This is a genomic window from Streptomyces sp. HNM0574 (genome assembly GCF_012726235.1).
GTDB lineage: Bacteria > Actinomycetota > Actinomycetes > Streptomycetales > Streptomycetaceae > Streptomyces.
Genome location: NZ_JAASAH010000004.1, coordinates 204,575 through 230,665, shown reverse-complemented (window position 1 = coordinate 230,665; position 26,091 = coordinate 204,575). Strand labels below are relative to the sequence as shown.

26 protein-coding genes are annotated in these 26,091 nt (G+C 72.3%); 16 read left to right on the top strand and 10 right to left on the bottom strand.

Annotated features, from left to right (window positions below):
- Positions 1-190: 190 nt before the first annotated feature.
- The 3 genes from HCC30_RS10060 to HCC30_RS10050 form a co-directional block, all read right to left on the bottom strand.
- The gene (locus HCC30_RS10060; RefSeq protein WP_169442075.1) at positions 191-1,012 is read right to left on the bottom strand and encodes a thioredoxin domain-containing protein; all 822 of its coding nucleotides are present in this window, start codon (positions 1,010-1,012) and stop codon (positions 191-193) included.
- Positions 1,013-1,078: 66 nt separating this feature from the next.
- Entirely contained in the window at positions 1,079-1,765 is a 687-nt protein-coding gene (locus HCC30_RS10055) for a hypothetical protein (RefSeq protein WP_169442074.1), read from the bottom strand.
- 72 nt (positions 1,766-1,837) lie between these two features.
- Positions 1,838-3,193: a DUF2252 domain-containing protein gene (locus HCC30_RS10050; protein ID WP_169442073.1), complete on the bottom strand. Its 1,356-nt coding sequence runs from the start codon at positions 3,191-3,193 to the stop codon at positions 1,838-1,840.
- Positions 3,194-3,461: 268 nt separating this feature from the next.
- Between HCC30_RS10050 and dnaE the strand changes: the two genes are divergently transcribed.
- Entirely contained in the window at positions 3,462-7,004 is a 3,543-nt protein-coding gene (gene dnaE / locus HCC30_RS10045; RefSeq protein WP_169442072.1) for a DNA polymerase III subunit alpha, read from the top strand.
- Positions 7,005-7,183: 179 nt separating this feature from the next.
- On the opposite strand, the gene HCC30_RS10040 is transcribed toward dnaE, so the two are convergent.
- The gene (locus HCC30_RS10040) at positions 7,184-7,348 is read right to left on the bottom strand and encodes a hypothetical protein (RefSeq protein WP_169442071.1); all 165 of its coding nucleotides are present in this window, start codon (positions 7,346-7,348) and stop codon (positions 7,184-7,186) included.
- Positions 7,349-7,596: 248 nt separating this feature from the next.
- Between HCC30_RS10040 and HCC30_RS10035 the strand changes: the two genes are divergently transcribed.
- From HCC30_RS10035 to HCC30_RS10020, 4 genes are all read left to right on the top strand, one after another.
- Entirely contained in the window at positions 7,597-8,937 is a 1,341-nt protein-coding gene (locus tag HCC30_RS10035) for an NYN domain-containing protein (RefSeq protein ID WP_169442070.1), read from the top strand.
- Positions 8,938-9,065: 128 nt separating this feature from the next.
- Entirely contained in the window at positions 9,066-10,067 is a 1,002-nt protein-coding gene (locus HCC30_RS10030; RefSeq protein ID WP_346776582.1) for an ABC transporter ATP-binding protein, read from the top strand.
- A 134-nt stretch (positions 10,068-10,201) separates the two neighbouring features.
- Positions 10,202-10,948 (top strand): ABC transporter permease, encoded by a 747-nt coding sequence (locus HCC30_RS10025; protein WP_206323643.1) that lies wholly within the window; start codon positions 10,202-10,204, stop codon positions 10,946-10,948.
- Between the two features lie 76 nt (positions 10,949-11,024).
- A complete protein-coding gene (locus HCC30_RS10020; RefSeq protein WP_346776566.1) occupies positions 11,025-11,720 on the top strand; it encodes a hypothetical protein in 696 nt (231 codons plus the stop codon).
- A 21-nt stretch (positions 11,721-11,741) separates the two neighbouring features.
- Here HCC30_RS10020 and ybaK read toward each other — a convergent pair whose 3' ends face one another.
- From ybaK to HCC30_RS10005, 3 genes are all read right to left on the bottom strand, one after another.
- Positions 11,742-12,245, bottom strand: coding sequence for a Cys-tRNA(Pro) deacylase (gene ybaK / locus HCC30_RS10015; RefSeq protein ID WP_169442068.1), 504 nt, complete (start codon positions 12,243-12,245; stop codon positions 11,742-11,744).
- 51 nt (positions 12,246-12,296) lie between these two features.
- Positions 12,297-13,112, bottom strand: coding sequence for an LON peptidase substrate-binding domain-containing protein (locus tag HCC30_RS10010; RefSeq protein ID WP_169442067.1), 816 nt, complete (start codon positions 13,110-13,112; stop codon positions 12,297-12,299).
- A gap of 160 nt (positions 13,113-13,272) precedes the next feature.
- Entirely contained in the window at positions 13,273-14,895 is a 1,623-nt protein-coding gene (locus HCC30_RS10005) for an oxidoreductase (RefSeq protein ID WP_169442066.1), read from the bottom strand.
- Between the two features lie 248 nt (positions 14,896-15,143).
- Between HCC30_RS10005 and hisD the strand changes: the two genes are divergently transcribed.
- From hisD to HCC30_RS09955, 11 genes are all read left to right on the top strand, one after another.
- Positions 15,144-16,469 (top strand): histidinol dehydrogenase, encoded by a 1,326-nt coding sequence (gene hisD, locus HCC30_RS10000; RefSeq protein WP_169442065.1) that lies wholly within the window; start codon positions 15,144-15,146, stop codon positions 16,467-16,469.
- The gene (locus HCC30_RS09995; RefSeq protein ID WP_169442064.1) at positions 16,466-17,590 is read left to right on the top strand and encodes a histidinol-phosphate transaminase; all 1,125 of its coding nucleotides are present in this window, start codon (positions 16,466-16,468) and stop codon (positions 17,588-17,590) included. The genes hisD and HCC30_RS09995 overlap by 4 nt, the downstream gene beginning before the upstream one ends.
- Positions 17,587-18,180: an imidazoleglycerol-phosphate dehydratase HisB gene (hisB, locus tag HCC30_RS09990; RefSeq protein WP_169442063.1), complete on the top strand. Its 594-nt coding sequence runs from the start codon at positions 17,587-17,589 to the stop codon at positions 18,178-18,180. The genes HCC30_RS09995 and hisB overlap by 4 nt, the downstream gene beginning before the upstream one ends.
- An 85-nt stretch (positions 18,181-18,265) precedes the next feature.
- Positions 18,266-18,430: a hypothetical protein gene (locus HCC30_RS09985; protein ID WP_169442062.1), complete on the top strand. Its 165-nt coding sequence runs from the start codon at positions 18,266-18,268 to the stop codon at positions 18,428-18,430.
- On the top strand, positions 18,421-19,071 hold the full coding sequence (gene hisH / locus HCC30_RS09980; RefSeq protein WP_346776565.1) for an imidazole glycerol phosphate synthase subunit HisH: 651 nt from the start codon (positions 18,421-18,423) through the stop codon (positions 19,069-19,071). Before HCC30_RS09985 ends, hisH begins: the two co-directional genes overlap by 10 nt.
- 57 nt (positions 19,072-19,128) lie before the next feature.
- The gene (priA, locus tag HCC30_RS09975; protein ID WP_169442060.1) at positions 19,129-19,854 is read left to right on the top strand and encodes a bifunctional 1-(5-phosphoribosyl)-5-((5-phosphoribosylamino)methylideneamino)imidazole-4-carboxamide isomerase/phosphoribosylanthranilate isomerase PriA; all 726 of its coding nucleotides are present in this window, start codon (positions 19,129-19,131) and stop codon (positions 19,852-19,854) included.
- Positions 19,851-20,270: a Rid family hydrolase gene (locus HCC30_RS09970; RefSeq protein WP_169442059.1), complete on the top strand. Its 420-nt coding sequence runs from the start codon at positions 19,851-19,853 to the stop codon at positions 20,268-20,270. Before priA ends, HCC30_RS09970 begins: the two co-directional genes overlap by 4 nt.
- 37 nt (positions 20,271-20,307) lie before the next feature.
- Positions 20,308-21,078 carry an imidazole glycerol phosphate synthase subunit HisF gene (gene hisF / locus HCC30_RS09965; protein WP_169442058.1) on the top strand — a complete coding sequence of 257 codons (771 nt, stop codon included), beginning with the start codon at positions 20,308-20,310 and terminating at the stop codon, positions 21,076-21,078.
- A gap of 73 nt (positions 21,079-21,151) precedes the next feature.
- Positions 21,152-21,418: an SH3-like domain-containing protein gene (locus HCC30_RS28990; RefSeq protein WP_206323606.1), complete on the top strand. Its 267-nt coding sequence runs from the start codon at positions 21,152-21,154 to the stop codon at positions 21,416-21,418.
- Positions 21,411-21,689: an SH3-like domain-containing protein gene (locus HCC30_RS28985; RefSeq protein WP_206323605.1), complete on the top strand. Its 279-nt coding sequence runs from the start codon at positions 21,411-21,413 to the stop codon at positions 21,687-21,689. Before HCC30_RS28990 ends, HCC30_RS28985 begins: the two co-directional genes overlap by 8 nt.
- A complete protein-coding gene (locus tag HCC30_RS09955; protein WP_169442057.1) occupies positions 21,686-22,276 on the top strand; it encodes a nitrile hydratase subunit alpha in 591 nt (196 codons plus the stop codon). The genes HCC30_RS28985 and HCC30_RS09955 overlap by 4 nt, the downstream gene beginning before the upstream one ends.
- A gap of 303 nt (positions 22,277-22,579) precedes the next feature.
- On the opposite strand, the gene HCC30_RS09950 is transcribed toward HCC30_RS09955, so the two are convergent.
- Genes HCC30_RS09950 through HCC30_RS09940 form a run of 3 tightly spaced genes read right to left on the bottom strand, consistent with a single transcriptional unit; the run spans position 22,580 to position 26,066 of the window.
- The gene (locus HCC30_RS09950; protein ID WP_169442255.1) at positions 22,580-23,335 is read right to left on the bottom strand and encodes a succinate dehydrogenase/fumarate reductase iron-sulfur subunit; all 756 of its coding nucleotides are present in this window, start codon (positions 23,333-23,335) and stop codon (positions 22,580-22,582) included.
- A gap of 20 nt (positions 23,336-23,355) precedes the next feature.
- Positions 23,356-25,305, bottom strand: coding sequence for a fumarate reductase/succinate dehydrogenase flavoprotein subunit (locus HCC30_RS09945; protein WP_169442056.1), 1,950 nt, complete (start codon positions 25,303-25,305; stop codon positions 23,356-23,358).
- 2 nt (positions 25,306-25,307) lie between these two features.
- Entirely contained in the window at positions 25,308-26,066 is a 759-nt protein-coding gene (locus HCC30_RS09940; RefSeq protein WP_169442055.1) for a succinate dehydrogenase, read from the bottom strand.
- Positions 26,067-26,091: the final 25 nt, after the last annotated feature.

The window sequence follows — 26,091 nt, the reverse complement described above, 5'->3', positions numbered from 1 at the left end:
GAGCGCCGATGTTACGCACAGGTAGCTTCCAACGGGAGCCCTCTGCACGGGAGTTCGCCGTCCCTTCGGCCGCCGTTCGCCGCCCCGTGACGGCGAGGGCGCACCGGGAACGGGCGAGGGCCCGCCCCGTGACGGATTGCCACGGGGCGGGCCCTCGGAGGAGCGGCGGCGGTGCGGCCGCCGGACGCGCCTACTTCTTGTCCTTCTCGTCCTTCTTCTCCGCGCCCTCGGGCTTCACGCCCAGCTCGGCGAGCTTGTTCGGCAGCTGCTCCTGCTGCACCAGCTCACCGTTGACCTTGAACGCCGGGGTGCCCTCGATCTCGCCCTTGTCGAAGTCCTTGAGCATCTCCATCGTCCAGCGGTCGAACGTGCCGTTCTCCACGTCCTTCTGGAAGCCCTTGTCGTTCTTCAGCTCGGGGACGGTGTTCGCGACGTCGATCAGGTACGAGTTGTCGGCGAACTTGTCCTCGCTCTCCTGCGGGTGGAACTCCTTCGAGTACAGCTTCTCGTGGTACTCGCGGAAGGCGTCCTGGCTGACGTTCAGCGCCGAGCCCAGCGCGCTGATGGCGTTCCGGGAGCCCTCGCCGCCCAGGCCGTTGTCGATGATGCCGCCGAGGTGCAGCTGCAGCTTGTACTTGCCGTCGTCGGCGCCCTTCTGCAGCAGCTCGCCCGCGCTCTGCTCGAAGCTGGCGCAGGCCGGGCAGCGCAGGTCCTCGTACACCTCGATGGTGTCCTTGGACTTCTCGCCGCCGAGGGTGACCTCCGTGCCGTACTTGCCCTTCGCGTTCTCGGGCGTGACGAGCTTCTTGTCGGAGGCGGCCTCCCACCGGGTCGGCTCGTTCATCTTCATCACGCCGTAGCCGATGCCGCCGGCCACGGCGAGGATGCCGAGGACCGAGACCGAGACGAGTACCTGCCGCCTGACCTTGTCCCGCTTCGCCTGCCGTGCCCGCTCCGCCTGAAGACGCTCGCGGGCCGCGCGCTTGGCTTCCTGGCTGTTGCGCTTGCTCATGCTGATCTGCTCCGTGTCCGTGGTCCGTGGGATGTGTGCCGTCGCGGGCGCGCCCCGACCGGTCGGTCAGGCCGCGCGGACGAGCACCGGCGGGCCACGGCGGTGCACGGAGTGCGTGAGCAGCGGCTGCGTACGGGGCCGCGCCGCCGCGGGGACGGGCCGGGTGCCGACGGCGCCGGTGCCCTCGTCGGCCGCGGCCCACGCGAGCAGCACCAGCCGCAGCGGCCGGAACGCGACCGTCGCCGCCGCGCGCAGCAGGCGCGCCAGCGCCGCCTCGCCCCGCCGCAGCCAGGCGGCCGCGACGAGCCCGACGAGGACGTGCGCGGCGAGCAGCAGCCACGGGGTGGCCGGAGCGGTGAGGGCGCCCTGCTGCGCGAGCGCCTCGGGGCGGCCGGCGACGCGGGCCAGCGGGGTGCCGACGGCGCCGCCGCACAGCAGGTCCACGCCGAACGAGCGCAGCGGCCCGGCCACCGGCCCGGCCGCCTTCCCGTAACAGGCGTGCTGACCCGCGGTGAAGACCGTGTCGGCGAACAGCTCCAGCGGGATCAGCAGGGCCGCGATCCGGCCGAAGCCGCGCTCGCGCGCGGCGAGCGCGAAGGCCACGAGGAAGACGGCGCCGCTGAGCGCGAGCAGCGGGGCGAGGGGCAACGGGGCCCCGGAGAGCAGCACATGGGCGCCGGCGGACAGCGTGAGGCACACCGCGGTGAAGACCGCGGCGCGCGCCGCACGGAGTCCTGCACTGTCGATGCCCATCGCCGCACGAGTGTGCCACGGACACGGCTAAAGGGTTCCTAAAGGGTGAGCCCTGGCCGGATTCCGGCTCCGTCACAGCCCCGGGACGCGGCCGTTGCGGAAGAGGTCGACGAAGATCTGGTGGTCCCGCCTGGCCGTCCGCCCGTACGCGTGCGCGAAGTCGACCAGCATCAGCGGGAAGCCCTCCTCGTCCCCGGCGATCGCGGCGTCGATCGCGTGCTCCGTGGAGAACGGGACCAGCGAGTGCCCGCTCTCGTCGTCCGCCGCCGCGTGCATCGCCGCCGTGGCCCGGCCCAGGTCGCCGACGACCTCGGCGATCCGGGCCGGGTCGTCCAGGTCCGTCCAGTCCAGGTCGACGGCGTACGGCGAGACCTCGGCGACCAGCTGGCCCGCGCCGTCCAGCTCCGTCCACCCCAGCCAGGGGTCGGCGTGCGCCTGGAGGGCGCGCTGCGAGATCACGGTGCGGTGCCCCTCGTGCCGGAAGTAGCCGGCGATCGCGGGGTCGGTGACGTGCCGGGAGACGGCCGGGGTCTGCGCCTGCTTCAGGTAGATGACCAGGTCGTTCTCCAGCGCGTCGCTGTGCCCCTCCAGCAGCAGGTTGTACGAGGGCAGCCCCGCGCTCCCGATCCCGATCCCGCGCCGCCCCACCACGTCCTTCACCCGGTACGCGTGCGTGCGCAGCCTGGTCGTGTCCGGCAGCGTGGCCAGGTACCGGTCGAAGGCGCCGAGCACCTTCTCGCGGGCGGCGTGCTCCAGTTCGACGGCGCCGCCGCCGGTGCGGAACCGCCGCTCCCAGTCGCGGATCTCGGTCATCCCGTCCAGCAGTCCGAAGCGGGTGTGGGTACGGGCCGAGCGCAGCGCTCCGAGCACGGGCCCGGAGGCGGTGTCCAGGGTGAGCGAGGGCGTCTCGTCGTCCTTGGCGCCGGCGGCGAGAGCGCGGATGCGCTCGCGGTAGGCGGCGGCGTAGATCCGGACGAGGCCGCTGATCTGCTCGTCGCTGAGCGCCTTGGTGTAGCCGATCAGCGCGACGGAGGCGGCGAAGCGCTTCAGGTCCCAGGTGAAGGGGCCGACGAAGGCCTCGTCGAAGTCGTTGACGTTGAAGGTCAGCCGCCCGTTGGCGTCCATGTAGGTGCCGAAGTTCTCGGCGTGCAGATCGCCGTGGATCCAGACCCGGCCGGTGCGCGCGTCCAGGTACGGGCCGCCGTGTCCGCCGTCCCGGCCCGCGTCGAGGTCCGCGTAGAACAGGGCGGCCGAGCCCCGGTAGAAGGCGAAGGCGGAGGCCGCCATCTTGCGGAACTTGACGCGGAAGGCGGCCGGGTCGGCGGCGAGCAGCTCGCCGAAGGCGGTGCCGAAGACCTCGAGTATCCGCTCGCCGCGCTCCGCGACCGGGGCCGGCTGGTGGGCCGGCTGTGCTGGCTGTGCTGGCATGAGCTGCCTCTCGGTGGTGCCGAGGCCGGTGGTGCTCCGGTGCCGCGATCCTCTCGCGCGGGCCGTCCCCGCGCCTGTGCTGGTGTGCGGGGGCCACCGGCCCTCCGGTAAACGGACGGGACGGTTCCGGAGTGCCGGGGCGCGGGCGCGGGGTGCGCACGGGTGTGCGGGAGGGGAGTGCGGGGCGCCCGGGGCGCGTCGGCTGTCGGTGGCGGGCCGTAGACTCCGAAGCCGCCCTGGAAGACCGCGCGTGGAGGTGCCCCGCCCCGTGACAAAGCAGCCGTTCACCCATCTGCATGTGCACACCCAGTATTCGCTGCTGGACGGTGCGGCGCGGCTGAAGGACATGTTCAACGCGTGCAACGAGATGGGCATGTCGCATGTCGCGATGACGGACCACGGCAATCTGCACGGCGCCTACGACTTCTTCCACCAGGCCCAGGCGGCGGGCGTCACCCCGGTCATCGGCATCGAGGCGTACCTCGCCCCGGAGCACCGCCGGAACCTGCGCCCGGTCAAGTGGGGCACCCCGCACCAGAAGCGGGACGACGTCTCCGGTAACGGCGCGTACACCCACATGACGATGTGGGCACGGAACGCGACGGGCCTGCACAACCTCTTCCGCGCCCAGTCCCGGGCCAGCCTGGAGGGCTTCTTCCGCAAGCCCCGGATGGACCGCGAGCTGCTCTCCGAGTACGCGGACGGCCTGATGGCCACCACCGGCTGCCCCTCCGGCGAGGTGAGCACCAAGATCCGGCTGGGCATGGAGGACGAGGCGCTCCAGGCCGCCGGCGAGTACCAGGACATCTTCGGCAAGGACAACTTCTTCGTCGAGCTGATGGACCACGGCATCGACATCGACAAGCGGGCGCGGGACGGCCTGGAGCGCATCGCCCGCAAGATCGACGCCCCCTTCGTCGTCACCAACGACTCGCACTACACCTACGAGCGCGAGTCCTCGGCGCACGACACCCTGCTGTGCATCCAGACCGGCAGCAATCTCTCCGACCCGAACCGCTTCAGCTTCGACGGCGCCGGCTACTACCTGAAGACGGCCGAGGAGATGTACAGCATCGACTCCTCGGAGGCCTGGCAGCAGGGCTGCCGGAACACCCAGTTCCTGATCGCGGAGCGGGTGGAGACCGCGGGCATGTTCGAGGAGAAGAACCTCATGCCCCGCTTCGACGTCCCCGAGGGCTTCGACGAGGTGTCCTGGTTCAAGGAGGAGGTGCGGCGCGGCATGGCCCGCCGCTACCCGTCCGGCGTCCCCGAGGACCGGCAGAAGCAGGCCGAGTACGAGATGGACGTCATCATCTCGATGGGCTTCCCGGGATACTTCCTCGTCGTCGCCGACTTCATCATGTGGGCCAAGGACAACGGCATCGCCGTCGGCCCGGGCCGTGGTTCCGCGGCCGGTTCGATCGTCGCGTACGCCATGGGCATCACCGACCTCGACCCGATCACGCACGGCCTGATCTTCGAGCGGTTCCTCAACCCCGAGCGCGTCACCATGCCCGATGTCGACATCGACTTCGACGAGCGCAGGCGCGGTGACGTCATCCGGTACGTCACGGAGAAGTACGGCGCCGACAAGGTCGCCATGATCGGCACCTACGGCACGATTAAGGCCAAGGCCGCCATCAAGGACGCCTCCCGCGTGCTGGGTTACCCGTACGCGATGGGCGACCGCATCACCAAGGCGATGCCCGCCGACGTCCTCGGCAAGGGCATCCCGCTCTCCGGCATCACCGACCCGAAGCACCCGCGCTACAGCGAGGCGGGCGAGGTCCGCGGGATGTACGAGAACGAGCCGGACGTCAAGAAGGTCATCGACTCGGCCATGGGCATCGAGGGCCTGGTGCGCCAGATGGGCATGCACGCCGCCGGCGTGATCATGTCCAGCGAGCGGGTCATCGACCACGTCCCGGTGTTCTCGCCGAAGAACGACGGCACGATCGTGACGCAGTGGGACTACCCCAGCTGCGAGTCGCTGGGCCTGCTGAAGATGGACTTCCTCGGCCTGCGCAACCTCACGATCATGGACGACGCGGTCAAGATGATCCGCAAGAACAAGGGCGTCGACCTCAAGCTGCTGGACCTGCCGCTGGACGACCCCAAGACCTTCGAACTGCTCTGCCGCGGCGACACCCTCGGCGTCTTCCAGTTCGACGGCGGCCCGATGCGTTCGCTGCTGCGAATGATGAAGCCGGACCACTTCGAGGACATCTCCGCCGTCTCGGCCCTGTACCGCCCGGGCCCGATGGGCATGAACTCGCACATCAACTACGCCCTGCGGAAGAACGGCCAGCAGGAGATCACCCCGATCCACCCGGAGCTCGAGGAGCCGCTGCGCGACGTCCTCGACATCACCCACGGCCTGATCGTGTACCAGGAGCAGGTGCAGAAGGCCGCCCAGGTGCTCGCCGGGTACTCCCTCGGCCAGGCCGACCTGCTGCGCCGGGCCATGGGCAAGAAGAAGCAGGAGGTTCTCGACAAGGAGTTCGTGAACTTCCAGAAGGGCATGCGGGACAACGGCTACTCCGACGAGGCCATCCAGGCCGTGTGGGACGTGCTGGTCCCCTTCGCCGGATACGCGTTCAACAAGGCGCACTCCTCCGCGTACGGCCTGGTCACCTACTGGACGGCGTACCTCAAGGCCAACTACCCGGCCGAGTACATGTCGGCGCTGCTCACCTCCGTGCGCGACGACAAGGACAAGTCGGCGGTCTACCTCAACGAGTGCCGCAAGATGGGCATCCAGGTCCTCCCGCCGAACGTCAACGAGTCGGAGGCCAACTTCACCTCGCAGGACGACTCGACGATCGTCTTCGGCCTGACCGCCGTGCGGAACGTCGGCCAGAACGTCGTCGACTCGATCGTGAAGTGCCGCAAGGAGAAGGGGAAGTACAGCTCCTTCCCTGACTTCCTGGACAAGGTCGAGGCCGTCGTCTGCAACAAGCGGACGATCGAGTCGCTGATCAAGGCGGGCGCCTTCGACGAGATGAAGCACACCCGCAAGGGCCTCACCGCCGAGTTCGAGCCCATGATCGACAACGTGGTGCAGGTCAAGCGCAAGGAGGCCGAGGGCCAGTTCGACCTCTTCGGCGACCTCGGCGGCGACAGCGGCGACGACACCCCCGGCTTCGGCCTCGACGTCCAGTTCTCCGAGGAGGAGTGGGAGAAGACGTACCTCCTCGCCCAGGAGCGCGAGATGCTCGGCCTGTACGTCTCCGACCACCCGCTCTTCGGCCTCGAACACGTCCTCAACGAGAAGGCCGACGCGGCGATCGCCCAGCTCACCGGCGGCGAGTACCCGGACGGCTCGACGGTCGTGATCGGCGGCATCATCTCCGGCCTGCAGCGGAAGATGACCAAGCAGGGCAACGCCTGGGCCATCGCCACCGTCGAGGACCTCGCCGGTTCGATCGACTGCATGTTCTTCCCGGCGACGTACCAGCTCGTCTCCACCCAGCTCGTCGAGGACGCCGTCGTCTTCGTCAAGGGCCGCCTCGACAAGCGTGAGGACGTGCCCCGGCTGGTCGCGATGGAGCTGATGATCCCGGACCTGAGCGAGGCCTCCGCCTCCGCCCCGGTGACGATCACCATCCCGAGCGTGAAGATCACGCCCCCGCTGGTCTCCAAGCTCGGCGAGGTGCTGACCCACCACCGGGGCTCCAGCGAGGTACGCGTCCGCCTCCAGGGTGCCCGGAAGACGACGGTGCTCCGGCTCGACCGGCACCGGGTCACCCCCGACCCCGCCCTCTTCGGCGACCTCAAGGAACTCCTCGGCCCGTCCTGCCTCGCGAGCTAGCCCGGCCTTCCGGCCGGCTCTCGCCCGGGGGAGCGGGCACCTCTGTCCGTGCGTCGCCGCCCGCCGGTGCTTGGCGGCTGGTCGCGCAGTTCCCCGCGCCCCTTCGGGGCGTGCCGCACGTGAGAGGGCGACCCCCGCAACAGGGGGCCGCCCTCTTCTCACGCGCGCGCCGGCCGGCGTCAGTTGTGGCCGAAGCGCCTCTGGTGCTTGCGGGCCACGTCCGCGGGGCTGCCCTGGGCCTTGCTCTGGTCCGTGGCCGAGCCCTTGACCCGGTCCTGGATCTGCTCGGCGGCGCTGCGCGTGTCGTCCTGCTGTTTCCGGTCACGCTTCTTGTGCTTGGCCATGATCACCTCCGTGGTGATGTGACCGCGGAGCGGTCGGTCGGGCTCAGCCTCGCACGGGCCACCAAAGACCGCATTTCCGGCAAAAACCCCGGTTCTCCACGTCGCTTCGGGTTCTGTCCGAGCGCTTGCCTGTCCGCCACGCCGATGATCGAGTTCCGACTGATAAGCCCCGTACGGTCGGGCAGACTCGAAGGAAACGGCTGGGCGAGTGACCTCGGCTGTGTGGTTCAACCGAGAGTGGGTGGATCGTGGACCGCTGCGTCGTCCTCGTGGACGCTGGATACCTGTTGGGTGCCGCCGCGAGTCTGCTGGCCGGGGACCCGGCGCGCTCCCGGATCACCGTCGACCACGCGGCCCTGATCCAGGGCCTGCGCGACCTGGCCGAGACCGACACCCAGTGCGACCTGCTGCGCATCTACTGGTTCGACGGGGCCCCGGACCGGGTCCCCCAGCCCGAGCACCGCCGGCTGCGCGTCATGCCCCGGGTGACGGTGCGGCTCGGCGCGCTGACCCGAAGCGACGGCCGCTGGGCGCAGAAGGGCGTCGACGCCGCCATGCACGCCGAGCTCACCGAGCTCGCCCGGAACCGCGCCTGTTCCGACATCGTCCTCGTCACCGGCGACGGCGATCTGCTGCCGGGGCTGATGTCCGCCAAGGAGCACGGCGTCGCCGTCCACCTCTGGGCCGTGCAGGCCGCCGACGGCGACTACAACCAGTCGGAGGACCTCGTCGCCGAGGCCGACGAGCGGCGCGTCCTGGACCGCAGCTGGATCACCCGCGCCGTCCGGGCCAAGGAGCTCTCCGGCGTCTGTACGCCGCAGACCGCGCCGAGCGAGATCGCCGCGATCCTCTCCGCACCGCTGCCCGAGTCCGCCAAGAACGGCTCGGCCCCCGCCGCGCAGCCCCCCGCGCACGAGGAGCCCCGCCGTCCCTCCGGCGACCCGCGGGGCGTGGACGAGGAGCAGCCCGCGCAGGCCCCCGAGTCCGGGGGCGAGGCGGAGGCAGCGGCGGCGGGCCAGGGCAGGAGCGGGGTCCCCACGCCGAAGGACCTCGCGGGGCTCGGCCGCCCCTCGGCCCCCGCGCAGTCCCCGCCGCCGGGCGCCACGCTCCGCTGGTCCTCCGACAAGGGCTGGGTGGAGCGCGGTACGCCGGGGGAGTCGCCCGAGCTCGCGGCCCTGCCGATGCTGGCGCAGCTGACGACGGCGGAGCAGCGGTGGGCGGACCGGGAGGAGGACATCACGGCCGTCAGCGGCGACCCGTTCGAGGTCGGCCAGGTCTTCGCGCGGCGCTGGGTGGACCGGCTCGGCAGCTCCTCGCACGCGCAGACCCTCTCCCGCGAGTACCCGCGCATCCCGCACCGCATCGACGGTGAACTGCTGCGCTACGCCGCCAGGTTCGGCCTCCTCGCGCACAAGGACGACCAGATCGACGAGCACGACCGGTACGCGATCCGCGCCGGCTTCTGGCGCGAGGTCGACGACCGCACCGACTCGTCCCGCTCCGCCGACTCCTCCCGTCCGGCCGAGCCCTCCCGTTCCGCCGACGCCTCCCGTTCGGCGGAGGGCGAGCCCGCGTCCACCGGCGACTGAGCGGCGCCCCGCGCAGGCCCGTCGGCCCCGGCCGGCGGGCTCCGGGGCCGCAGCCGGGTGCCGGGTGCCGGGGCGGGGGAGCCGGGCGCGTACCCTCATAGCTCGTGGAACAGGGCACTCGGCAGGCGGTGGAGAGCGTGGAGGCGCCGACGCATCCGGCCGTGCGCGTATCGGGGCTGGTCAAGACGTATCCGGCGGCCCGGTCGCGGCGCGGCGGGCCCGCGGCGCCGGCGGTGACGGCGTGTGACGACATCAGTCTGGACGTCGGCACCGGCGAGATCTTCGGACTGCTCGGCCCGAACGGCGCGGGCAAGTCCACCCTCGTACGTCAGATCACCGGGCTGCTGCGGCCGGACTCCGGCCGGGTCGAGCTGCTCGGGCACGACATCGTCCGGCACCCGGACCGTGCGGCGCGGCTGCTGGCCTATCTCGGGCAGGAGTCCAGCGCGCTCGACGAGCTGACCGTCGCCCTCGCCGCCGAGACCACGGGACGGCTGCGCGGGCTCGGCGCCGCGGCCTCCCGCGCCGCCCGGGACGACGTCCTCGACGAGCTCGGACTCGGCGGCCTCGCCGACCGTCCCCTCAAGCAGCTGTCCGGCGGGCAGCGCAGGCTCGCCTGCGTCGCCGCCGCGCTGGTGGGGGAGCGGCCGCTGCTGGTGCTGGACGAGCCGACCACCGGCATGGACCCGGTCGCGCGCCGCGCGGTGTGGACGGCCGTGGACCGGCGGCGGCGCGAGGAGGGCACCAGCATCCTGCTCGTCACGCACAACGTCATCGAGGCCGAGACGGTGCTCGACCGGGTCGCGGTGCTCGACCGGGGGCGGGTCATCGCCTGCGACACCCCGGGCGGACTGAAGTCCACCGTGGGCGACGACGTACGGCTCGAACTCGTGTGGCGGGACGAGCCGCCGCTCGGGGTGCCCGAGATCGCCGCGCTGCGGGAGGCGGCCACCGTCATGGGCCGCCGCTGGACGCTGCGGCTGGCCCCGGAGGCCGCGCGGGACGCGGTCACGGTTGTGACGGACGGGCCCGCCTTCGCGGCGCTCGACGACTTCACGCTGGCGACCCCGAGCCTGGAGGACGTCTATCTGGCGCTCGGCGGTCGCGGGGAAGGTTTGGTGAGGGTGTGAGGACGGTCGCGTCGGCGGACGCCGCGGCAGCCACGGACGAGCCCGCGCGGGCGGGGACCGGCGGCGAGCGGGAGCGGTCCGTACGGGCCGGGGACGGTGCGGACCGCCGGGCCGCAGCCGGTGCGCCCGCCGAGCTGGCGCCGCGGGCCCGGCTGTGGCCCTCGCTCGTGGCCGTGTACCGGGCGCAGCTCTCGCGGGCGCGGGTGGCGCGGATCCCGCTGCTGTTCGTGGCGACCTTCCAGTCCCTCGGGATCATGGTGCTGATGCGCGGCGTCGTGGACGGCGGGGCCGAGGCGCGCGCCGTCGTCGCCGGGTCGAGCGTGCTCGTCGTCGCCTTCGTCGCGCTGAACCTGCTGGCCCAGTACTTCGGCAGGCTGCGCGCCGACGGCGGGCTCGACCACTACGCGACGCTGCCGGTGCCGGCCGCCGCCGTCGTGCTCGGCGCGGCGGGCGCGTACGCCTCGTTCACGGTGCCCGGGGTCGTGGTGACGGCGCTGGTGGGCAGTGTGCTCTTCGGGCTGCCGGTGAGCGGGCTGTGGATTCTGGTGGCGGTGATCCCGCTGGCCGGGGCCGCGCTGTCGGGTCTCGGCGCGGCGCTGGGGCTGCTCGCGCCGAAGCCGGAGCTGGCCACGGTCTGCGGCCAGTTGGGCATGTCGGCCGCGCTGCTGCTCGGGGTGCTGCCCGGCGGGCAGCTGCCCGCGCCGATCGGTCTGGCCCGCGACCTGCTGCCGTCGACGTACGGGGTGGAGGCCCTGGCGCGGGCCTTCGAGGGCGATCCGGACTGGGCGCGTGCGGCGGTCGACCTCGGGGTGTGCGCCGCGGTCGGCGTGATCTCGCTGGCCGTCGCCACCTGGGCGTACCGGAGGGCCGCGGTCCGCTGACCGGGGGAGTCGTCCGCGTGGTCCGTACGGACCGCCCCGTGCCCGAACTGACGGCCGGACCTGGCACGATGGCGTGGTGACCGTACCGACGCCATCCTCCTCGCCCGACCCGCACAGCTCGTCGACCTCCGCCGCGCCCCAGGGCCCGGACGGAGCGGACGGCGCGCACCTCGCACGCGGCACGGACGCCGCCCAGACGGCGGTGAACGACGCGGCGCGGGTCCGCCGCGAAGTGCGTGACGCCGTGGGCTGCGCGCTCGGTGTGACGCTGCTGGGCATCGTGCTCGGACTGCTGTGGGTGTGGCTGGCGCCGAGAATCCCGCTCTTCACCGACGGCCAGGCCGTCTACCTCAAGGACCCCGAGGGCGAGGAGGCGGTCGGCGCGGACGGCACCTTCGTGCTGCTGTCGCTGGCCCTCGGCGCCGTCGCGGGCGGGGCGGTGTTCCTGGCCCGGCGCAAGGGCGGGGTGGGGCTCGTCCTGGGGCTGGCCTGCGGCGGGCTGCTGGCGGCGGTCGTCGGCTGGCGGCTCGGGGTGATGCTCGGGCCCGAGTCGGACGTGGTCGCCGCGGCGAAGGCCGCGGGCAAGGGGAACACCTTCGAGGGGCCGCTCGAACTGACCGCCAAGGGCGCCCTGTTGGCGATGCCGTTCGGCGCGGTGCTCTTCCACCTGGCGCTGACCGGGGTGTTCGGGCCGCGCGACCCGGAGCCCGGCACCATGGACGACCTGCACGACCCGGCCCCAGGGCCGGACGGGGCCCCGCCGCACCGGTGACGGCACGGCGGCCCGGCCGTCTCAGGCGCGGGCGATGGGCGCCGTCGTCGCGGAGGTGAGCGCGGCCAGGTCGGCCGGGCTCAGCTCGATCTCCAGGCCCCTGCGGCCGGCGGAGACGCACACCGTGGCGTGGCCGGCGGCCGAGGCGTCCAGCACGGTGGGCAGCGGCTTGCGCTGGCCCAGCGGGGAGATGCCGCCGCGCACGTACCCCGTGGTCCGCTCGGCCGCCGCCGGGTCGGCCATCGTGGCCTTCTTGCCGCCCGCGGCCGCCGCGAGCGCCTTGAGGTCGAGCGAGCAGGAGACCGGTACGACGGCCACGGTCAGGGCCCCGTCGACGTCGGCCACCAGGGTCTTGAACACCTGGCCCGGGTCGACGCCGAGTGCCTCGGCGGCCTCCTCGCCGTAGGAGGGCGCGGCCGGGTCGTGCTCGTACGCGTGGGTCGTGAAGGGGATGCCCGCGCGGGTGGCGGCGACCGTCGCCGGGGTCGCGGCCGACTGCTGCTTCTGCTTGTTCTTCTTCGCCATGACGTGCGTCTCCGTCGCTCTCCTCGTCCCCGAATTCCCGCCGCGCGCCCGTCAGTTGGGGCTGGTGGGCCTGCGGGTGAGGTCGGCGGCGGGCAGGGAGGGGAGCTTGCCGATCGTGGCCGTCTCGCGGCGGAGCACCTTCAGCTCCTCGGCGAGCCGCGTCGCGGTGTCCGGGGCCTGGAGCAGCCGCTGCTTGGACGGGGTGTCCAGGATCGTCGCGGCCGCCACCAGGTACGAGATGACCGACGGGTCGTCCGGCAGCTCCTGGCCCGCGGCCAGCGTCCGCTCCCGCGCGTTCGCCAGCCGTTTCTGGTACAGGCGGAACGCGCGCAGCACCCCGGAGGACAGGGCGCCCGCGCCGTCGCCCTCCTCCTCGGGCAGCTCCTCGATCTCGCCCCGCAGGTACGGGCCGCTCGCGTCCACCGACAGCAGCCGGAAGCGGGTGGTGCCGGTGGCGAGGACCTCGTACCCCCCGCTGTCGTCGCCGCCCGCGTCGAGGCCCAGCGCGTCGTGGCCGTCCTCGTCCTCGTCCGCGTCCTCGGTGAGGCCGCCGGCGCCGCGCGGGCGGATCGTCGTCGCGTCCGCGATGCAGCCGACGCCGTAGAACGAGCGGATCGGGTCCGTGCCGAAGCCGGCCGCGGCCTTCGCGGGCTGGGGCGGCGCCGTCTCCGGCAGGCCGACCGAGGTCGGCGCGACCTCGTGCCCGTCCCGGATCGCGACGACGCCGAAGCGGCGCGGGGTGTCCTCGGGGATCTCCAGGAGATCGCGCATCAGTGCGCGGTAGCGCTGCTCGAAGATGTTCAGCGGCAGCACGAGGCCGGGGAACAGCACCGAGTTGAGGGGAAAGAGCGGGAGCGCGGTTGTCACAACGAGTAAGCCTAAAGCCTCGGGAAACGGTCTCGACGGGTGTGTCCGCCCAGCCTGCCCCACGCACGCGGAGCTGTGGGCCGGGGTACGCGCGTGCGTACGGGTGCACGGGGGCGCACGGCGTGTGCGCCCCCGTGCGGAGCGGGTGCGGCGGGCACGGTCACTCGCGCCGCAGCAGCCGGGTCGCGCCCGTCGCCACGGTGGTGGCCAGTACCCAGCCGAGCAGGATGAGCACGGCGGCGATCCACTGGTCGCGCCCCACCGGGTCCCAGGCGGTGTCCTGGCCGAAGCTGATGACCGGCAGCAGCAGGTCGAGCGTGTACAGCGCCGCGTTCCAGTGCGGCGCCTCGTCGCTCTTGACCGGGCCCGGCGGGCGTCCGGCGAAGTAGGCGGCCGCGGTCGCCCACAGCACCGCCATCCAGACCGCCGCCTGGCCGGGGCGGTAGCCGTAGGCCACCGTCCAGTCCTGGAGGTAGCCCCACAACTTGCCGACCAGCGGCAGGGTTTCGCGGCGCCGGCGCTGCTTCTCCAGCAGCACGGTGCGGGCGTTCACGTCGTCCCCGTTGTTCCGGTACATGGCCGCGAGCTGCTCGTACGGCTGGGGCGAGTACTCGGGGGTGGCGCCGGCGACCCAGCGCAGCCGCTCGCGCACGTTGAAGTGGCCCAGCGCCGGGATCGCGTGCTGGTAGGTGAAGCCCGCCATCCACAGCCGCTGCCCCGTCGGCCAGCTGCTGACCTGGTCGACGAGCTTCTCCACGGCGGCGCCCGACAGCACCACCACCCCGCGCTCCGGCGCCTGCGGGGTGAACTTCAGCTCGGGGGTGGTGATCCGGCGCAGGGATATCTCCTGGAGCATCCCCAGGTCGAAGCGGGCGTTCTCGACGACGAGGGACGAGCCGAACCGCCCGTCGTCCAGCACCATCCCGCCGGTGCACTCGAAGTGCTTGGTGCTCAGCCGGCTGCCGCCCTCGGAGGTGAGGAACGGGTGGTGGGTGCCGGTCGGGGGAGTGGCGCCCTGGATCTGCGGCGAGCGGTCCCGGTTGGCGTCGGCGAAGCTCGCGACGTGGCCGACCGTCAACTGCGGGGCGCGCAGCGCGTAGTGGCCCTTGTCGTGCCGCAGCACCGTGCCGAACATGTGCAGCGAACTGCCGATCGTCGCCCCGCGCAGGCTCACCTCCCCGTCCGTGCGCAGCAGGCTGGCCTGGAGCTCCTGGCCGACGTTGATCCCGTCGGCCGCGATCGCGCGGACCCGGTGGCCGCGGCCGACGGTGGCCTGGTTGAGCATCAGGTCGGTGCCGATGGTGGCGTCCGTGAGCTTGATGCCCTCGGGCACCGAGCAGCGCGGCAGGTGCAGGTCGCCGTCGGTGGTCAGCCGGGCCGCGTCGAAGCGCGGCAGGTAGCAGTCGACGAGCCGGACGGTGTGCGCCTGCGCCTCCGGCATCCGCACCTCCCCCTCGAACCGGCAGTGCCGCAGCTCGAAGTACGCCTGCACCGAGCCGCCCGACAGGTCCAGCACCCCGGAGACGTACGCGCCGGTCAGGTGCAGCGAGGCCACCCGCCCGAGCAGCGCGGGCGGCCCGTGCAGTAACAGCAGGGCGATCACGCGGGCCCGTACGGTGCGGTCCGGGCCCCAGTCGTGGTCGGCGTTCGGATCGTCCAGCTCGGCCCGGCCGGTGCGCAGGTCGTACTCGCTGCCGTTGCGGAACGCCTGCCACAGGCCCCACTCGGCGGTGGACAGCTGGAGCCCCGAGGGCGGGTCACCGCTCTCCAGCGGTTCGCTCATGACGTCTCCTCCCCCTCGCCCGTGCCGGTGCGCCGTGCGGGCGGGGCGCGGCGGCACGGTCCCTCGCCGGCGTCCCCGGCGCACGGCCGGCACGGCTCACTGGTGGTCGCCAGCTTCCTTCCCGCTCCGTGACCGGATGAACGCCCGGTGCGAGGAGAGTCTCCCGTGGCGCGTACGCCGTGCGGTGCCCGTATCACCCAGTGATACGGGCGCGGGGCGTGCGTGCGCCGTCTGAGAGACTGGGGTACGTGATCTCCCGAATCGACCTGCGCGGATCCGCCCTCACCGAACGCGGCGGACCCGATCGCGACCTGCTGCCCCGTGCCGAACTCGACGTCGAGGCCGCCCTGTCGATGGTGCGGCCCATCTGCGAGGACGTGCAGCATCGTGGCTCCGAGGCGGTCATCGCGTACACGGAGCGGTTCGACGGCGTCACCCTGGACCGGGTCCGGGTGCCGGCCGAGGCGCTGGAGAAGGCGCTCGCCGAGCTCGATCAGGGCGTGCGCGCCGCGCTGGAGGAGTCCATCCGCCGCGCCCGCACCGTCCACCGCGACCAGCGCCGCACCGACTCCACGGTGCACGTCGTCCCCGGCGGCACGGTCACCGAGCGCTGGGTGCCGGTGGACCGCGTCGGGCTGTACGTGCCGGGCGGCCGCGCCGTCTACCCGTCGTCCGTGGTGATGAACGTCGTGCCCGCGCAGGAGGCCGGGGTCGGCTCGCTGGCCGTGACCTCGCCGCCGCAGAAGGAGTTCGGCGACCTGCCGCACCCGACGATCCTCGCGGCCTGCGCGCTGCTCGGCGTCGACGAGGTGTACGCGGCGGGCGGCGCCCAGGCCGTGGCGATGTTCGCGTACGGGACGGACGAGTGCGCCCCCGTCCAGCTCGTCACCGGCCCCGGCAACATCTACGTGGCCGCGGCCAAGCGCTTCCTCAAGGGCCGGATCGGGATCGACTCCGAGGCCGGGCCCACCGAGATCGCGGTCCTCGCCGACGACACCGCCGAGGCGGTGCACGTCGCCGCCGACCTGATCAGCCAGGCCGAGCACGACCCGGTCGCCGCCGCCGTCCTCGTCACCCCCTCCGAGGCGCTCGCCGCCGGGGTCGAGGCGGAGCTCGCGACGCAGGTCGCGGCGACGAAGCACAAGGAGCGGATCACCGAGGCGCTGGGCGGACGCCAGTCCGGCATCGTCCTCGTCGACTCGCTGGAGGACGGCCTCGCCGTCGTCGACTCCTACGCCGCCGAGCACCTGGAGATCCAGACGGCCGACGCCGCGCACTGGGCGGCGCGGGTGCGCAACGCGGGCGCGATCTTCATCGGCCCGTACGCGCCGGTCTCCCTCGGCGACTACTGCGCGGGCTCCAACCACGTGCTGCCCACCGGCGGCTGCGCCTGCCATTCCTCCGGGCTGTCCGTGCAGTCGTTCCTGCGCGGCATCCACGTCGTGGACTACACGCGGGACGCGCTGGCGGACGTGGCGCACCACGTCGTCACCCTCGCGGAGGCGGAGGACCTGCCGGCGCACGGCGCGGCGGTCAAGGCAAGGTTCGGATGGAAGGCCCCGGAGAGCAAGTGACCCGCATCGACGACCTCCCCCTGCGGGAGGAGCTGCGCGGCAAGTCCCCTTACGGCGCGCCCCAGTTGGACGTGCCCGTGCGGCTGAACACCAACGAGAACCCGTACCCGCTGCCCGAGGAACTGGTGCGGCGGATCGCGGAGCGGGTCGCCGAGGCGGCCCGCGGCCTCAACCGCTACCCGGACCGGGACGCGGTCGAGCTGCGCACCGCGCTCGCCGGGTACCTCACCCGCGTCACCGGCCACCCCGTCGGGCACGAGGGCGTGTGGGCGGCGAACGGCTCGAACGAGGTCATCCAGCAGCTGCTGCAGACCTTCGGCGGCCCGGGCCGTACGGCGATCGGCTTCGAGCCCTCGTACTCGATGCACGCGCTCATCTCGCGCGGCACCGGCACCGGCTGGATCTCCGGGCCGCGGAACGAGGACTTCACCATCGACACCGAGGCGGCGGTCCGCGAGATCCACGCGCGCCGGCCCGACGTGGTGTTCGTCTGCTCGCCCAACAACCCCACCGGAACCGCCGTCGACCGCGAGACCGTCCTCGCGCTGTACGAGGCGGCGCAGGAGGCGAAGGGCGGCGCGGGCGCGCTCGTCGTCGTCGACGAGGCGTACGGCGAGTTCTCGCACGGCGAGTCCCTGCTGCCGCTGCTCGCGGGCCGGCCGACGCTGGTCGTCTCGCGCACCATGTCGAAGGCGTTCGGCGCCGCCGGGCTCCGCCTCGGCTACCTCGCCGCCGACCCGGCCGTGGTCGACGCGGTGCAGCTGGTGCGGCTGCCGTACCACCTGTCGGCCGTCACCCAGGCCACCGCGCTCGCCGCGCTGGAGCACACCGATACGCTCCTCGGGTACGTCGAGAAGCTCAAGAGCGAGCGGGACCGGCTCGTCGACGAGCTGCGCGCGGCCGGATGCGAAGTCGTCGCCTCCGACGCGAACTTCGTCCAGTTCGGCCGCTTCGACGGCGAGGGCGGACAGCACGCGGCGTGGCAGGCGCTGCTGGAGCGGGGCGTTCTGGTCCGGGACAACGGCGTGCCCGGCTGGCTGCGGGTGTCCACGGGGACACCGGCCGAGAACGACGCGTTCCTCGACGCCGTACGCGCACTGATGAAGGAGAACAAGCGATGACCCGCGTGGGCCGTGCGGAACGCACCACGAAGGAGACCTCGGTCGTCGTCGAGCTCGACCTCGACGGCACCGGCAAGGTCGACGTCTCGACAGGCGTCGGCTTCTTCGACCACATGCTCGACCAGCTCGGCCGCCACGGCCTGTTCGACCTCACCGTGAAGACCGACGGTGACCTGCACATCGACAGCCACCACACGATCGAGGACACCGCGCTCGCGCTCGGCGCCGCCTTCAAGCAGGCGCTCGGCGACAAGCGCGGCATCGTCCGCTTCGCCGACGCCTCGGTGCCGCTGGACGAGTCCCTCGCGCGGGTCACCGTCGACGTCTCCGGCCGCCCGTACCTGGTGCACAGCGAGCCCGAGGGCATGGCGCCGATGATCGGCCCCGTCTACGACACGACGATGACGCGGCACATCCTGGAGTCCTTCGTCGCGCAGGCGCAGATCGCCCTGCACGTCCACGTCCCGTACGGCCGGAACGCGCACCACATCGTCGAGTGCCAGTTCAAGGCCCTGGCCCGCGCCCTGCGCTACGCGTGCGAGCGGGACCCGCGGCAGAACGAGATTCCCTCGACAAAGGGTGCGCTGTGAGCGACGCACGCGCGGCTGCCGGGCCGCAGACGGGGACGAGAGCCGCGGGGTGCCGCGCGGGCGGAGAAGCGAACGGAGGGGAACTGTGAACGGCATTTCGACCCTTCTGTTCTTCGTCGGGCTGTTCCTGCTCGGTGGTGCCGTCTCGTTCTGGAAGCAGAAGATGCCGACGGGCGTGATCGTGCTGCTCGGGATCGGTGCCGGGATGGCGCTGCTGGCCGGTGCGCTGCGGTTGGATGTGTGGTCATGAGCAGATACGTCGTCGTCTTCGACTACGGCTTCGGGAACGTCAGGTCGGCCGAGCGTGCCCTCGTCCGCGCCGGCGCCGAGGTCGAGATCACCCGCGACTACGACCGGGCGATGGCGGCCGACGGGCTGCTCGTCCCCGGCGTGGGCGCGTTCGCCGCGTGCATGGCGGGCCTCCGCGAGGCGCGCGGTGACTGGATCATCGGGCGCAGGCTCGCGGGCGGGCGCCCCGTGATGGGCATCTGCGTCGGCATGCAGACGCTGTTCTCGCGCGGCATCGAGCACGGCATCGAGACCGAGGGCCTGGACGAGTGGCCCGGCACGGTCGGCCCGATGAAGGCCGACGCCGAGCACTCCGTCCCGCACATGGGCTGGAACACCGTCCGTCCCGCCGAGGGTTCGCGGCTCTTCGCCGGGCTCCCGGAGGACGAGCGGTACTACTTCGTCCACTCCTACGCCGTGCACGAGTGGGAGCTGGAGACGGGCAACCCGGCGATGGCCGCGCCCAGGGTCACCTGGTCCGAGCACGCGGCGCCGTTCGTCGCGGCCGTGGAGAACGGCCCGCTGTGGGCGACCCAGTTCCATCCCGAGAAGTCCGGGGACGCCGGGGCCCGGCTGCTGGCCAACTGGGTCGGCACGCTCTAACCTCCGGCGCCCCCACCGCATCCGACGCACATCCAAGAACCGGAGAAGCAGCCGACCATGCCGAAGCTCGAACTCCTCCCCGCCGTCGACGTCCGCGACGGCCAGGCCGTGCGCCTCGTGCACGGCGAATCCGGCTCGGAGACCTCCTACGGCGACCCGCTGGAGGCCGCCCTCGCCTGGCAGCGCTCCGGCGCCGAGTGGCTGCACCTCGTCGACCTCGACGCCGCCTTCGGCACCGGTGACAACCGGGAGCGGATCGCCGAGGTCGCCCGTTCCATGGACATCAAGGTCGAGCTGTCCGGCGGCATCCGCGACGACGCCTCGCTCGCCGCGGCCCTGGCCACCGGCTGCCGCCGGGTCAACCTCGGCACCGCCGCGCTGGAGACCCCCGAGTGGGTCGCCAAGGTCATCGCCGAGCACGGCGACAAGATCGCCGTCGGCCTCGACGTCCGCGGCCGCACGCTGCGCGGACGCGGCTGGACCCGGGACGGCGGCGACCTCTACGAGACCCTCGCCCGCCTGGACTCCGAGGGCTGCGCCCGCTACGTCGTCACCGACATCAACAAGGACGGCACCCTCCAGGGCCCCAACCTGGAGCTGCTGCGCAACGTCTGCGCCGCCACCGACCGGCCCGTCGTCGCGTCCGGCGGGGTCTCCTCCCTTGACGATCTGCGTGCGATCGCCACGCTGGTGGGAGAGGGTGTGGAGGGCGCCATCGTCGGCAAGGCCCTCTACGCGAAGGCGTTCACCCTGGAAGAAGCCCTGGAGGCTGTGGCCGCATGACCCCTGACCCCGAGTCGTCCAGCCGCGTGGAGCGCGTGCAGTCCGGCAGTCCCTGGGAGGACGCCATAGGGTTCGCACGCGCCGTCGCGGCGGGCGACCGGGTCCATGTCGGGGGCACGATGCCCGTCGTCGACGGGGTGCTGCACGTCGAGGGCGGCCCGTACGAGCAGACCAGGGCGGCCTTCCAGGCGGCGCTGGAGGCGCTGGCGGAGTTCGGGCTGGACGCCTCCTCCGTCGTCCGCACCCGGATCTACCTCACGCACACCCGGGACGTGGAGGAGGCCGGCCGCGCGCACCAGGAACTCTTCGACGCGGTACGGCCGGTGACCACGGTGGTCGTCGTCTCGGGCTTCCTCGACCCGCGGGTACTCGCCGAGGTCGAGCTGGAGGCGTACCGGGCCCCGTCCGGTACCTGATCCCTCTCCCTTTCTCACCTGCAAGGAGTCGCACAAGATGTCCGTGGCCGTACGCGTCATCCCCTGCCTGGACGTCGATGCCGGGCGGGTCGTCAAAGGCGTCAACTTCAAGAACCTGCGGGACGCGGGCGACCCCGTGGAGATGGCCAAGGTCTACGACGCCGAAGGCGCCGACGAGCTGACCTTCCTCGACATCACCGCCTCCTCGTCCGACCGCGAGACCACCTACGACGTGGTCCGCCGCACCGCCGAGCAGGTCTTCATCCCGCTCACCGTGGGCGGCGGCGTCCGCGCGCCCGAGGACGTGGACAAGCTGCTGCGCGCGGGCGCGGACAAGGTCGGCGTCAACACCGCGGCGATCGCCCGTCCCGAGCTGATCCGGGAGATCGCCGAGCGCTTCGGCAGCCAGGTCCTGGTCCTCTCCGTCGACGCCCGCCGCTGCCCCGAGGGCACCTCCACGCCCTCCGGCTACGAGGTCACCACCCACGGCGGCCGCCGCGGCACCGGCATCGACGCCGTCGAGTGGGCCCACCGTGCGGCCGACCTCGGCGCCGGCGAGATCCTGCTGAACTCCATGGACGCCGACGGCACCAAGGACGGCTACGACACCACGATGATCGAGGCCGTGCGGAAGCACGTCACCATCCCCGTCATCGCCTCCGGCGGCGCCGGCCGCCTCGACCACTTCCCCCCGGCCGTCACCGCAGGCGCCGACGCGGTCCTCGCCGCCTCCGTCTTCCACTTCGGCGACCTCCGCATCCCCGAGGTCAAGCAGACGCTGGCGGGGGCGGGGTATCCGGTGCGCTGAGGGGCGCCGGGGCCTGCCGCTCAGGCTCCGGTGTGCCCTGGTGAGGGGGTTCGGGCACGCCTAGGGTGAGGTCATGAGCCGGGTCAATGACGTAGGTGGGCAGACGGGGTTCGGGGCCGTGGTGGTGGAGGAGGGGGAGCCTCCGTTTCATGCGGACTGGGAGGCGCGGGTGTACGCGCTGAACGTGACGCTGGTGCGGCGCGGGGTGTACACGCTGGACGAGTTCCGGGACGCGGTCGAGCGGATGCCGCCGCAGGAGTACCTGGCCGCCTCGTACTACGAGCGCTGGCTGGCCGCGATCGAGACGCTGACGCAGGAGCGGGGTGTGCTCGATGGCTGAGGCGCGCTTCGGCCCGGGCGACGCCGTACGGGCGCGGCCCGGGGACCCGGCGGGGCACACGCGGCTGCCCAGGTACGCGCGGGGCTGCACGGGCCGGGTCGTCGAGCTGACGGGCAGCTGGCCGCTGGCGGACGATCTCGCGGCGGGCAGCGACCGGCCGCGGGTCGAGCCGGTGTACACGGTCGCCTTCGCGGCGCGCGACCTGTGGGGCGAGGGGACGCACGAGGTGACCGTGGATCTGTGGGAGTCGTATCTGGAGGCGGCGGCATGAGCGGGCAGCACACGAGTACGCCGGTGGCCGCGCGGGTGCGGCGGCTGGAGGAGCGGCTGATCTCCGCCGGGGTGGTGGAGGACGCCGAACTCGACGCCGTGCTGGGGCGGTTCCTGGCGAACGCCTCGCCGGTGAACGGGGCCAGGATCGTCGCCCGTGCCTGGTGCGACGAGGGTTTCCGGGAGCGGCTGCTGGCGGACGCCAACGCGGCGCTGCCCGAGGTCGGGCTCTCCATGGCGGGCGGTATCCAGGAGCAGCGGCTGAAGGTGGTCGCGAACGGTCCCGGGCAGCACAACGTCCTGGTCTGCACGCTGTGTTCGTGCTATCCGATCGGGCTGCTGGGGCCCTCGCCGTCCTGGTACAAGAGCGAGGCGTACCGCTCGCGGGTGGTGCGTGAACCGCGGGCCGTGCTGGCGGAGTTCGGGCTGACGCTGCCTCAGGAGACGGAGATCCGGGTGTGGGACTCCAGCGCGGAGAGCCGGTACCTGGTGCTGCCGCGCCGCCCGTCCGGCACCGACGGGATGTCCGAGGAGGAGCTCGTGGGGCTGGTCACGCGCGAGGGGCTGATCGGGACGGCCGAGGTGTGAGCCTCAACGTCCGGTACCGCGTGGGTCGTTGAGGAAGTGACGACTGTGAAGAGCTTGTGCCGGTGGTGCGGGCGCGCTTAGCGTGCTGCCTGTTCGAGTGACGGACCCTCCCGCGGTGCCATCCCCGGGCGGTCCGGCGCTCCGGCCCCGCGCCGCGGGTGACCGCCGCGGTCACGGGGCGCGGCGGGTGCCGCGGCCAGGAGGAGGGACGGGCCGGTCCCGGCGCCGGCGGGAGTCCTCCCACCTTCCGCCGCGTACGGAACCGGCCCCCGCGCCGCGACATCCCGCCGCCTCCCGTGCGCGTCAGCCCGCGGGCCTGCCGCCCTTGCGGGCCGCGCGGAGGTACTCGCGGTTCATCGCGGAGATGGAGAACAGCGGGATGCCCTTCGGGCAGGCCGTGGCGCACTCGCCGGCGAGGGTGCAGCCGCCGAAGCCCTCCTCGTCCATCTGCCCCACCATGTCCAGCACGCGGGACTCGCGTTCCGGGGCGCCCTGCGGCAGTGCGTTGAGGTGGTTGACCTTCGCCGAGGTGAAGAGCATCGCCGCCCCGTTCGGGCAGGCGGCCACGCAGGCGCCGCAGCCGATGCACTCGGCGTGCTCGAAGGCCGCGTCGGCGACGGGCTTGGGCACCGGCGTCGCGTGCGCCTCGGGCGCGGAGCCGGTGGGGACGCCGACGTAGCCGCCCGCGCCGATCACCCGGTCGAACGCGGAGCGGTCGACGACCAGGTCCTTCACCACGGGGAAGGCGGAGGCCCGCCACGGCTCGATGTCGATCGTGTCGCCGTCCGCGAAGTGCCGCATGTGCAGCTGGCAGGTCGTGGTCCGCTCGGGCCCGTGCGCGTCGCCGTTGATGACCATGCCGCAGGCGCCGCAGATGCCCTCGCGGCAGTCGTGGTCGAAGGCGACGGGCTCCTCGCCGCGGACGATCAGGTCCTCGTTGAGGGTGTCCAGCATCTCCAGGAAGGACATGTCGGGGGAGACGTCCTTCACCTCGTAGGTGACCATCGAGCCGTCCGAAGCGGGCCCGGACTGCCGCCAGATCCGCAGCGTCAGATTCATCGGGGAAGTGGACGTGCCGCTCATGTGTAGCTCCGCTGCGTGGGGTGGACGTACTCGAAGACCAGGTCTTCCTTGTGCAGGACGGGTGCCGTGCCGGTGCCGGTGAACTCCCAGGCGGCGGCGTAGCCGAACTCCTCGTCCCTGCGGGCCGCTTCGCCGTCCGGGGTCTGGCTCTCCTCGCGGAAGTGGCCGCCGCAGGACTCGGCGCGGTGCAGCGCGTCCAGGCAGAGCAACTCGGCCAGCTCCAGGTAGTCGACGACGCGGTTGGCCTTCTCCAGCTGCTGGTTGAGCTCCTCGCCGCTGCCCGGTACGCGGATGCGGCGCCAGAACTCCTCGCGGATCTCCGGGATCCGCTCCAGCGCCTTGCGCAGCCCGGCCTCGGTACGGGCCATTCCGCAGTGTTCCCAGACCAGTTCGCCGATCTCCTTGTGGAAGGAGTCGGGGGTGCGGTCGCCGTTGTTGGACAGCAGCGCGTACAGCCGGTCGGTGACCTCGGTGACGGCCTCCCGCACGGCCGGGTGGTCCTCGTCGACGTCCTCGCCGTGCGGGTGCCTGGCCAGGTAGTCGTTGATGGTGGAGGGGAGGACGAAGTAGCCGTCGGCCAGGCCCTGCATCAGCGCGGAGGCGCCGAGCCGGTTCGCGCCGTGGTCCGAGAAGTTGGCCTCGCCGATCGCGAACAGGCCCGGAACGGTGGTCTGGAGGTCGTAGTCGACCCAGAGCCCGCCCATCGTGTAGTGGATCGCCGGGTAGATGCGCATCGGCACCTCGTACGGGTTCTCCGCGGTGATCCGCTCGTACATGTCGAAGAGGTTGCCGTACTTCTCCTCGACGGCCTTGCGGCCCATCCGCCGGATGGCGTCCGCGAAGTCCAGGTAGACGCCCTGGCCTCCGGGCCCGACGCCGCGCCCCTCGTCGCAGACGTTCTTGGCCTGGCGGGAGGCGATGTCGCGGGGGACGAGGTTGCCGAACGAGGGGTAGATGCGCTCCAGGTAGTAGTCGCGCTCCTCCTCGGGGATCTCGGCCGGCGGACGGGTGTCGCCCTTGGCCTTCGGCACCCAGATCCGCCCGTCGTTCCGCAGCGACTCGCTCATCAGCGTCAGCTTCGACTGGTGGTCGCCGGAGCGCGGGATGCAGGTCGGGTGGATCTGCGTGAAGCAGGGGTTCGCGAAGTACGCGCCGCGCCGGTGCGCGCGCCAGACGGCCGTCGCGTTGCTGTTCTTGGCGTTGGTGGAGAGGTAGAAGACGTTCCCGTAGCCGCCGCTGGCCAGCACCACCGCGTCCGCGAAGTAGGTGTCCACGCGGCCGGTGACCAGGTCGCGGGCGACGATGCCGCGGGCCCGCCCGTCGATGACGATCAGGTCGAGCATCTCGGTGCGCGGGTGCATCTCGACGTTGCCCGCGGCGATCTGCCGGCTCAGCGCCTGGTACGCGCCGAGCAGCAGCTGCTGCCCGGTCTGGCCGCGCGCGTAGAAGGTGCGGGAGACCTGGACGCCGCCGAAGGAGCGGGTGTCCAGCAGCCCGCCGTACTCGCGCGCGAACGGGACGCCCTGCGCGACGCACTGGTCGATGATCTCGACGGAGACCTGCGCGAGCCGGTGCACGTTCGACTCGCGGGCGCGGAAGTCGCCGCCCTTGACGGTGTCGTAGAACAGCCGGTGCACCGAGTCGCCGTCGTTGCGGTAGTTCTTCGCCGCGTTGATGCCGCCCTGCGCGGCGATGGAGTGCGCCCGGCGCGGCGAGTCCTGGTAGCAGAACTGGACGACGTGGTAGCCCTGTTCGGCCAGCGTCGCCCCGGCGGAGCCGCCCGCGAGACCGGTGCCGACGACGATGACGGTGTGCTTGCGCCGGTTGGCCGGGTTCACCAGCTTCGCGGCGAACCGGCGCTCGTCCCAGCGCCCGGCGATCGGCCCCTCGGGTGCCTTGGTGTCGGTGACGGGTTCGCCGACGGTGTAGTGCGCGTATGCGGTCATGTTCAGCTCACCAATCCGGTCATCACGCCCACGGGGACGGCGAGGAAGCCGAGGGTCAGGACCAGGGCCAGCGCGTTCGCGGCCCCCTTCAGCAGCCGGTCGCGGGTCTTCCGCCCGGCGCCCAGCGTCTGCGCCGCGCTCCAGAAGCCGTGCCGCACGTGCAGGCCGAGCGCGAGCATCGCGACGATGTAGATCGTGTTGCCGTACCAGGTGGAGAAGCTCGCGACGACGTTCTCGTACGGGTGCCCGGGCACGGCGTGCTCGTTCACCGTCAGCGTCGTCAGGTCGAGGATGTGCCAGACGCTGAACAGCCCGAGGATGATCCCGCCCCACCGCATGGTGCGCGTCGCGTAGCTCGTACGGGCTTTCCGGTGCGCGTACTTGGCCGGCCGCGCGGCGATGTCGCGGCGGCTGAGCTGGTACGCGCAGACCGCGTGCGCGACGACGGCGAGGAGCAGCACGACGCGGGCGATCCACAGGAACCACTCGTGGTGCAGCAGCGGTTCGCCGATGGTGCGTAGCCAGTGCGCGTAGCCGTTGAAGTCGGCGGAGCCGAAGAAGATCTTCAGGTTCCCGAGCATGTGCACGACGAGGTAGGCCAGCATCAGCAGCCCGCTGGCCGCCATCACCGTCTTCTTGCCGATCGTCGAGTGCCACAGCAGCCCGGCCGTCGTCCGCGGGGCCCTGCGGCCGTCGCCCCCTTGCCCGGGGCTGCCCGATTTTCGCGCCGTGCCGGGGCGCGTCCCTGTCGCCGTTGCCATGACTGTTGACGCTAAGGACCGCGCA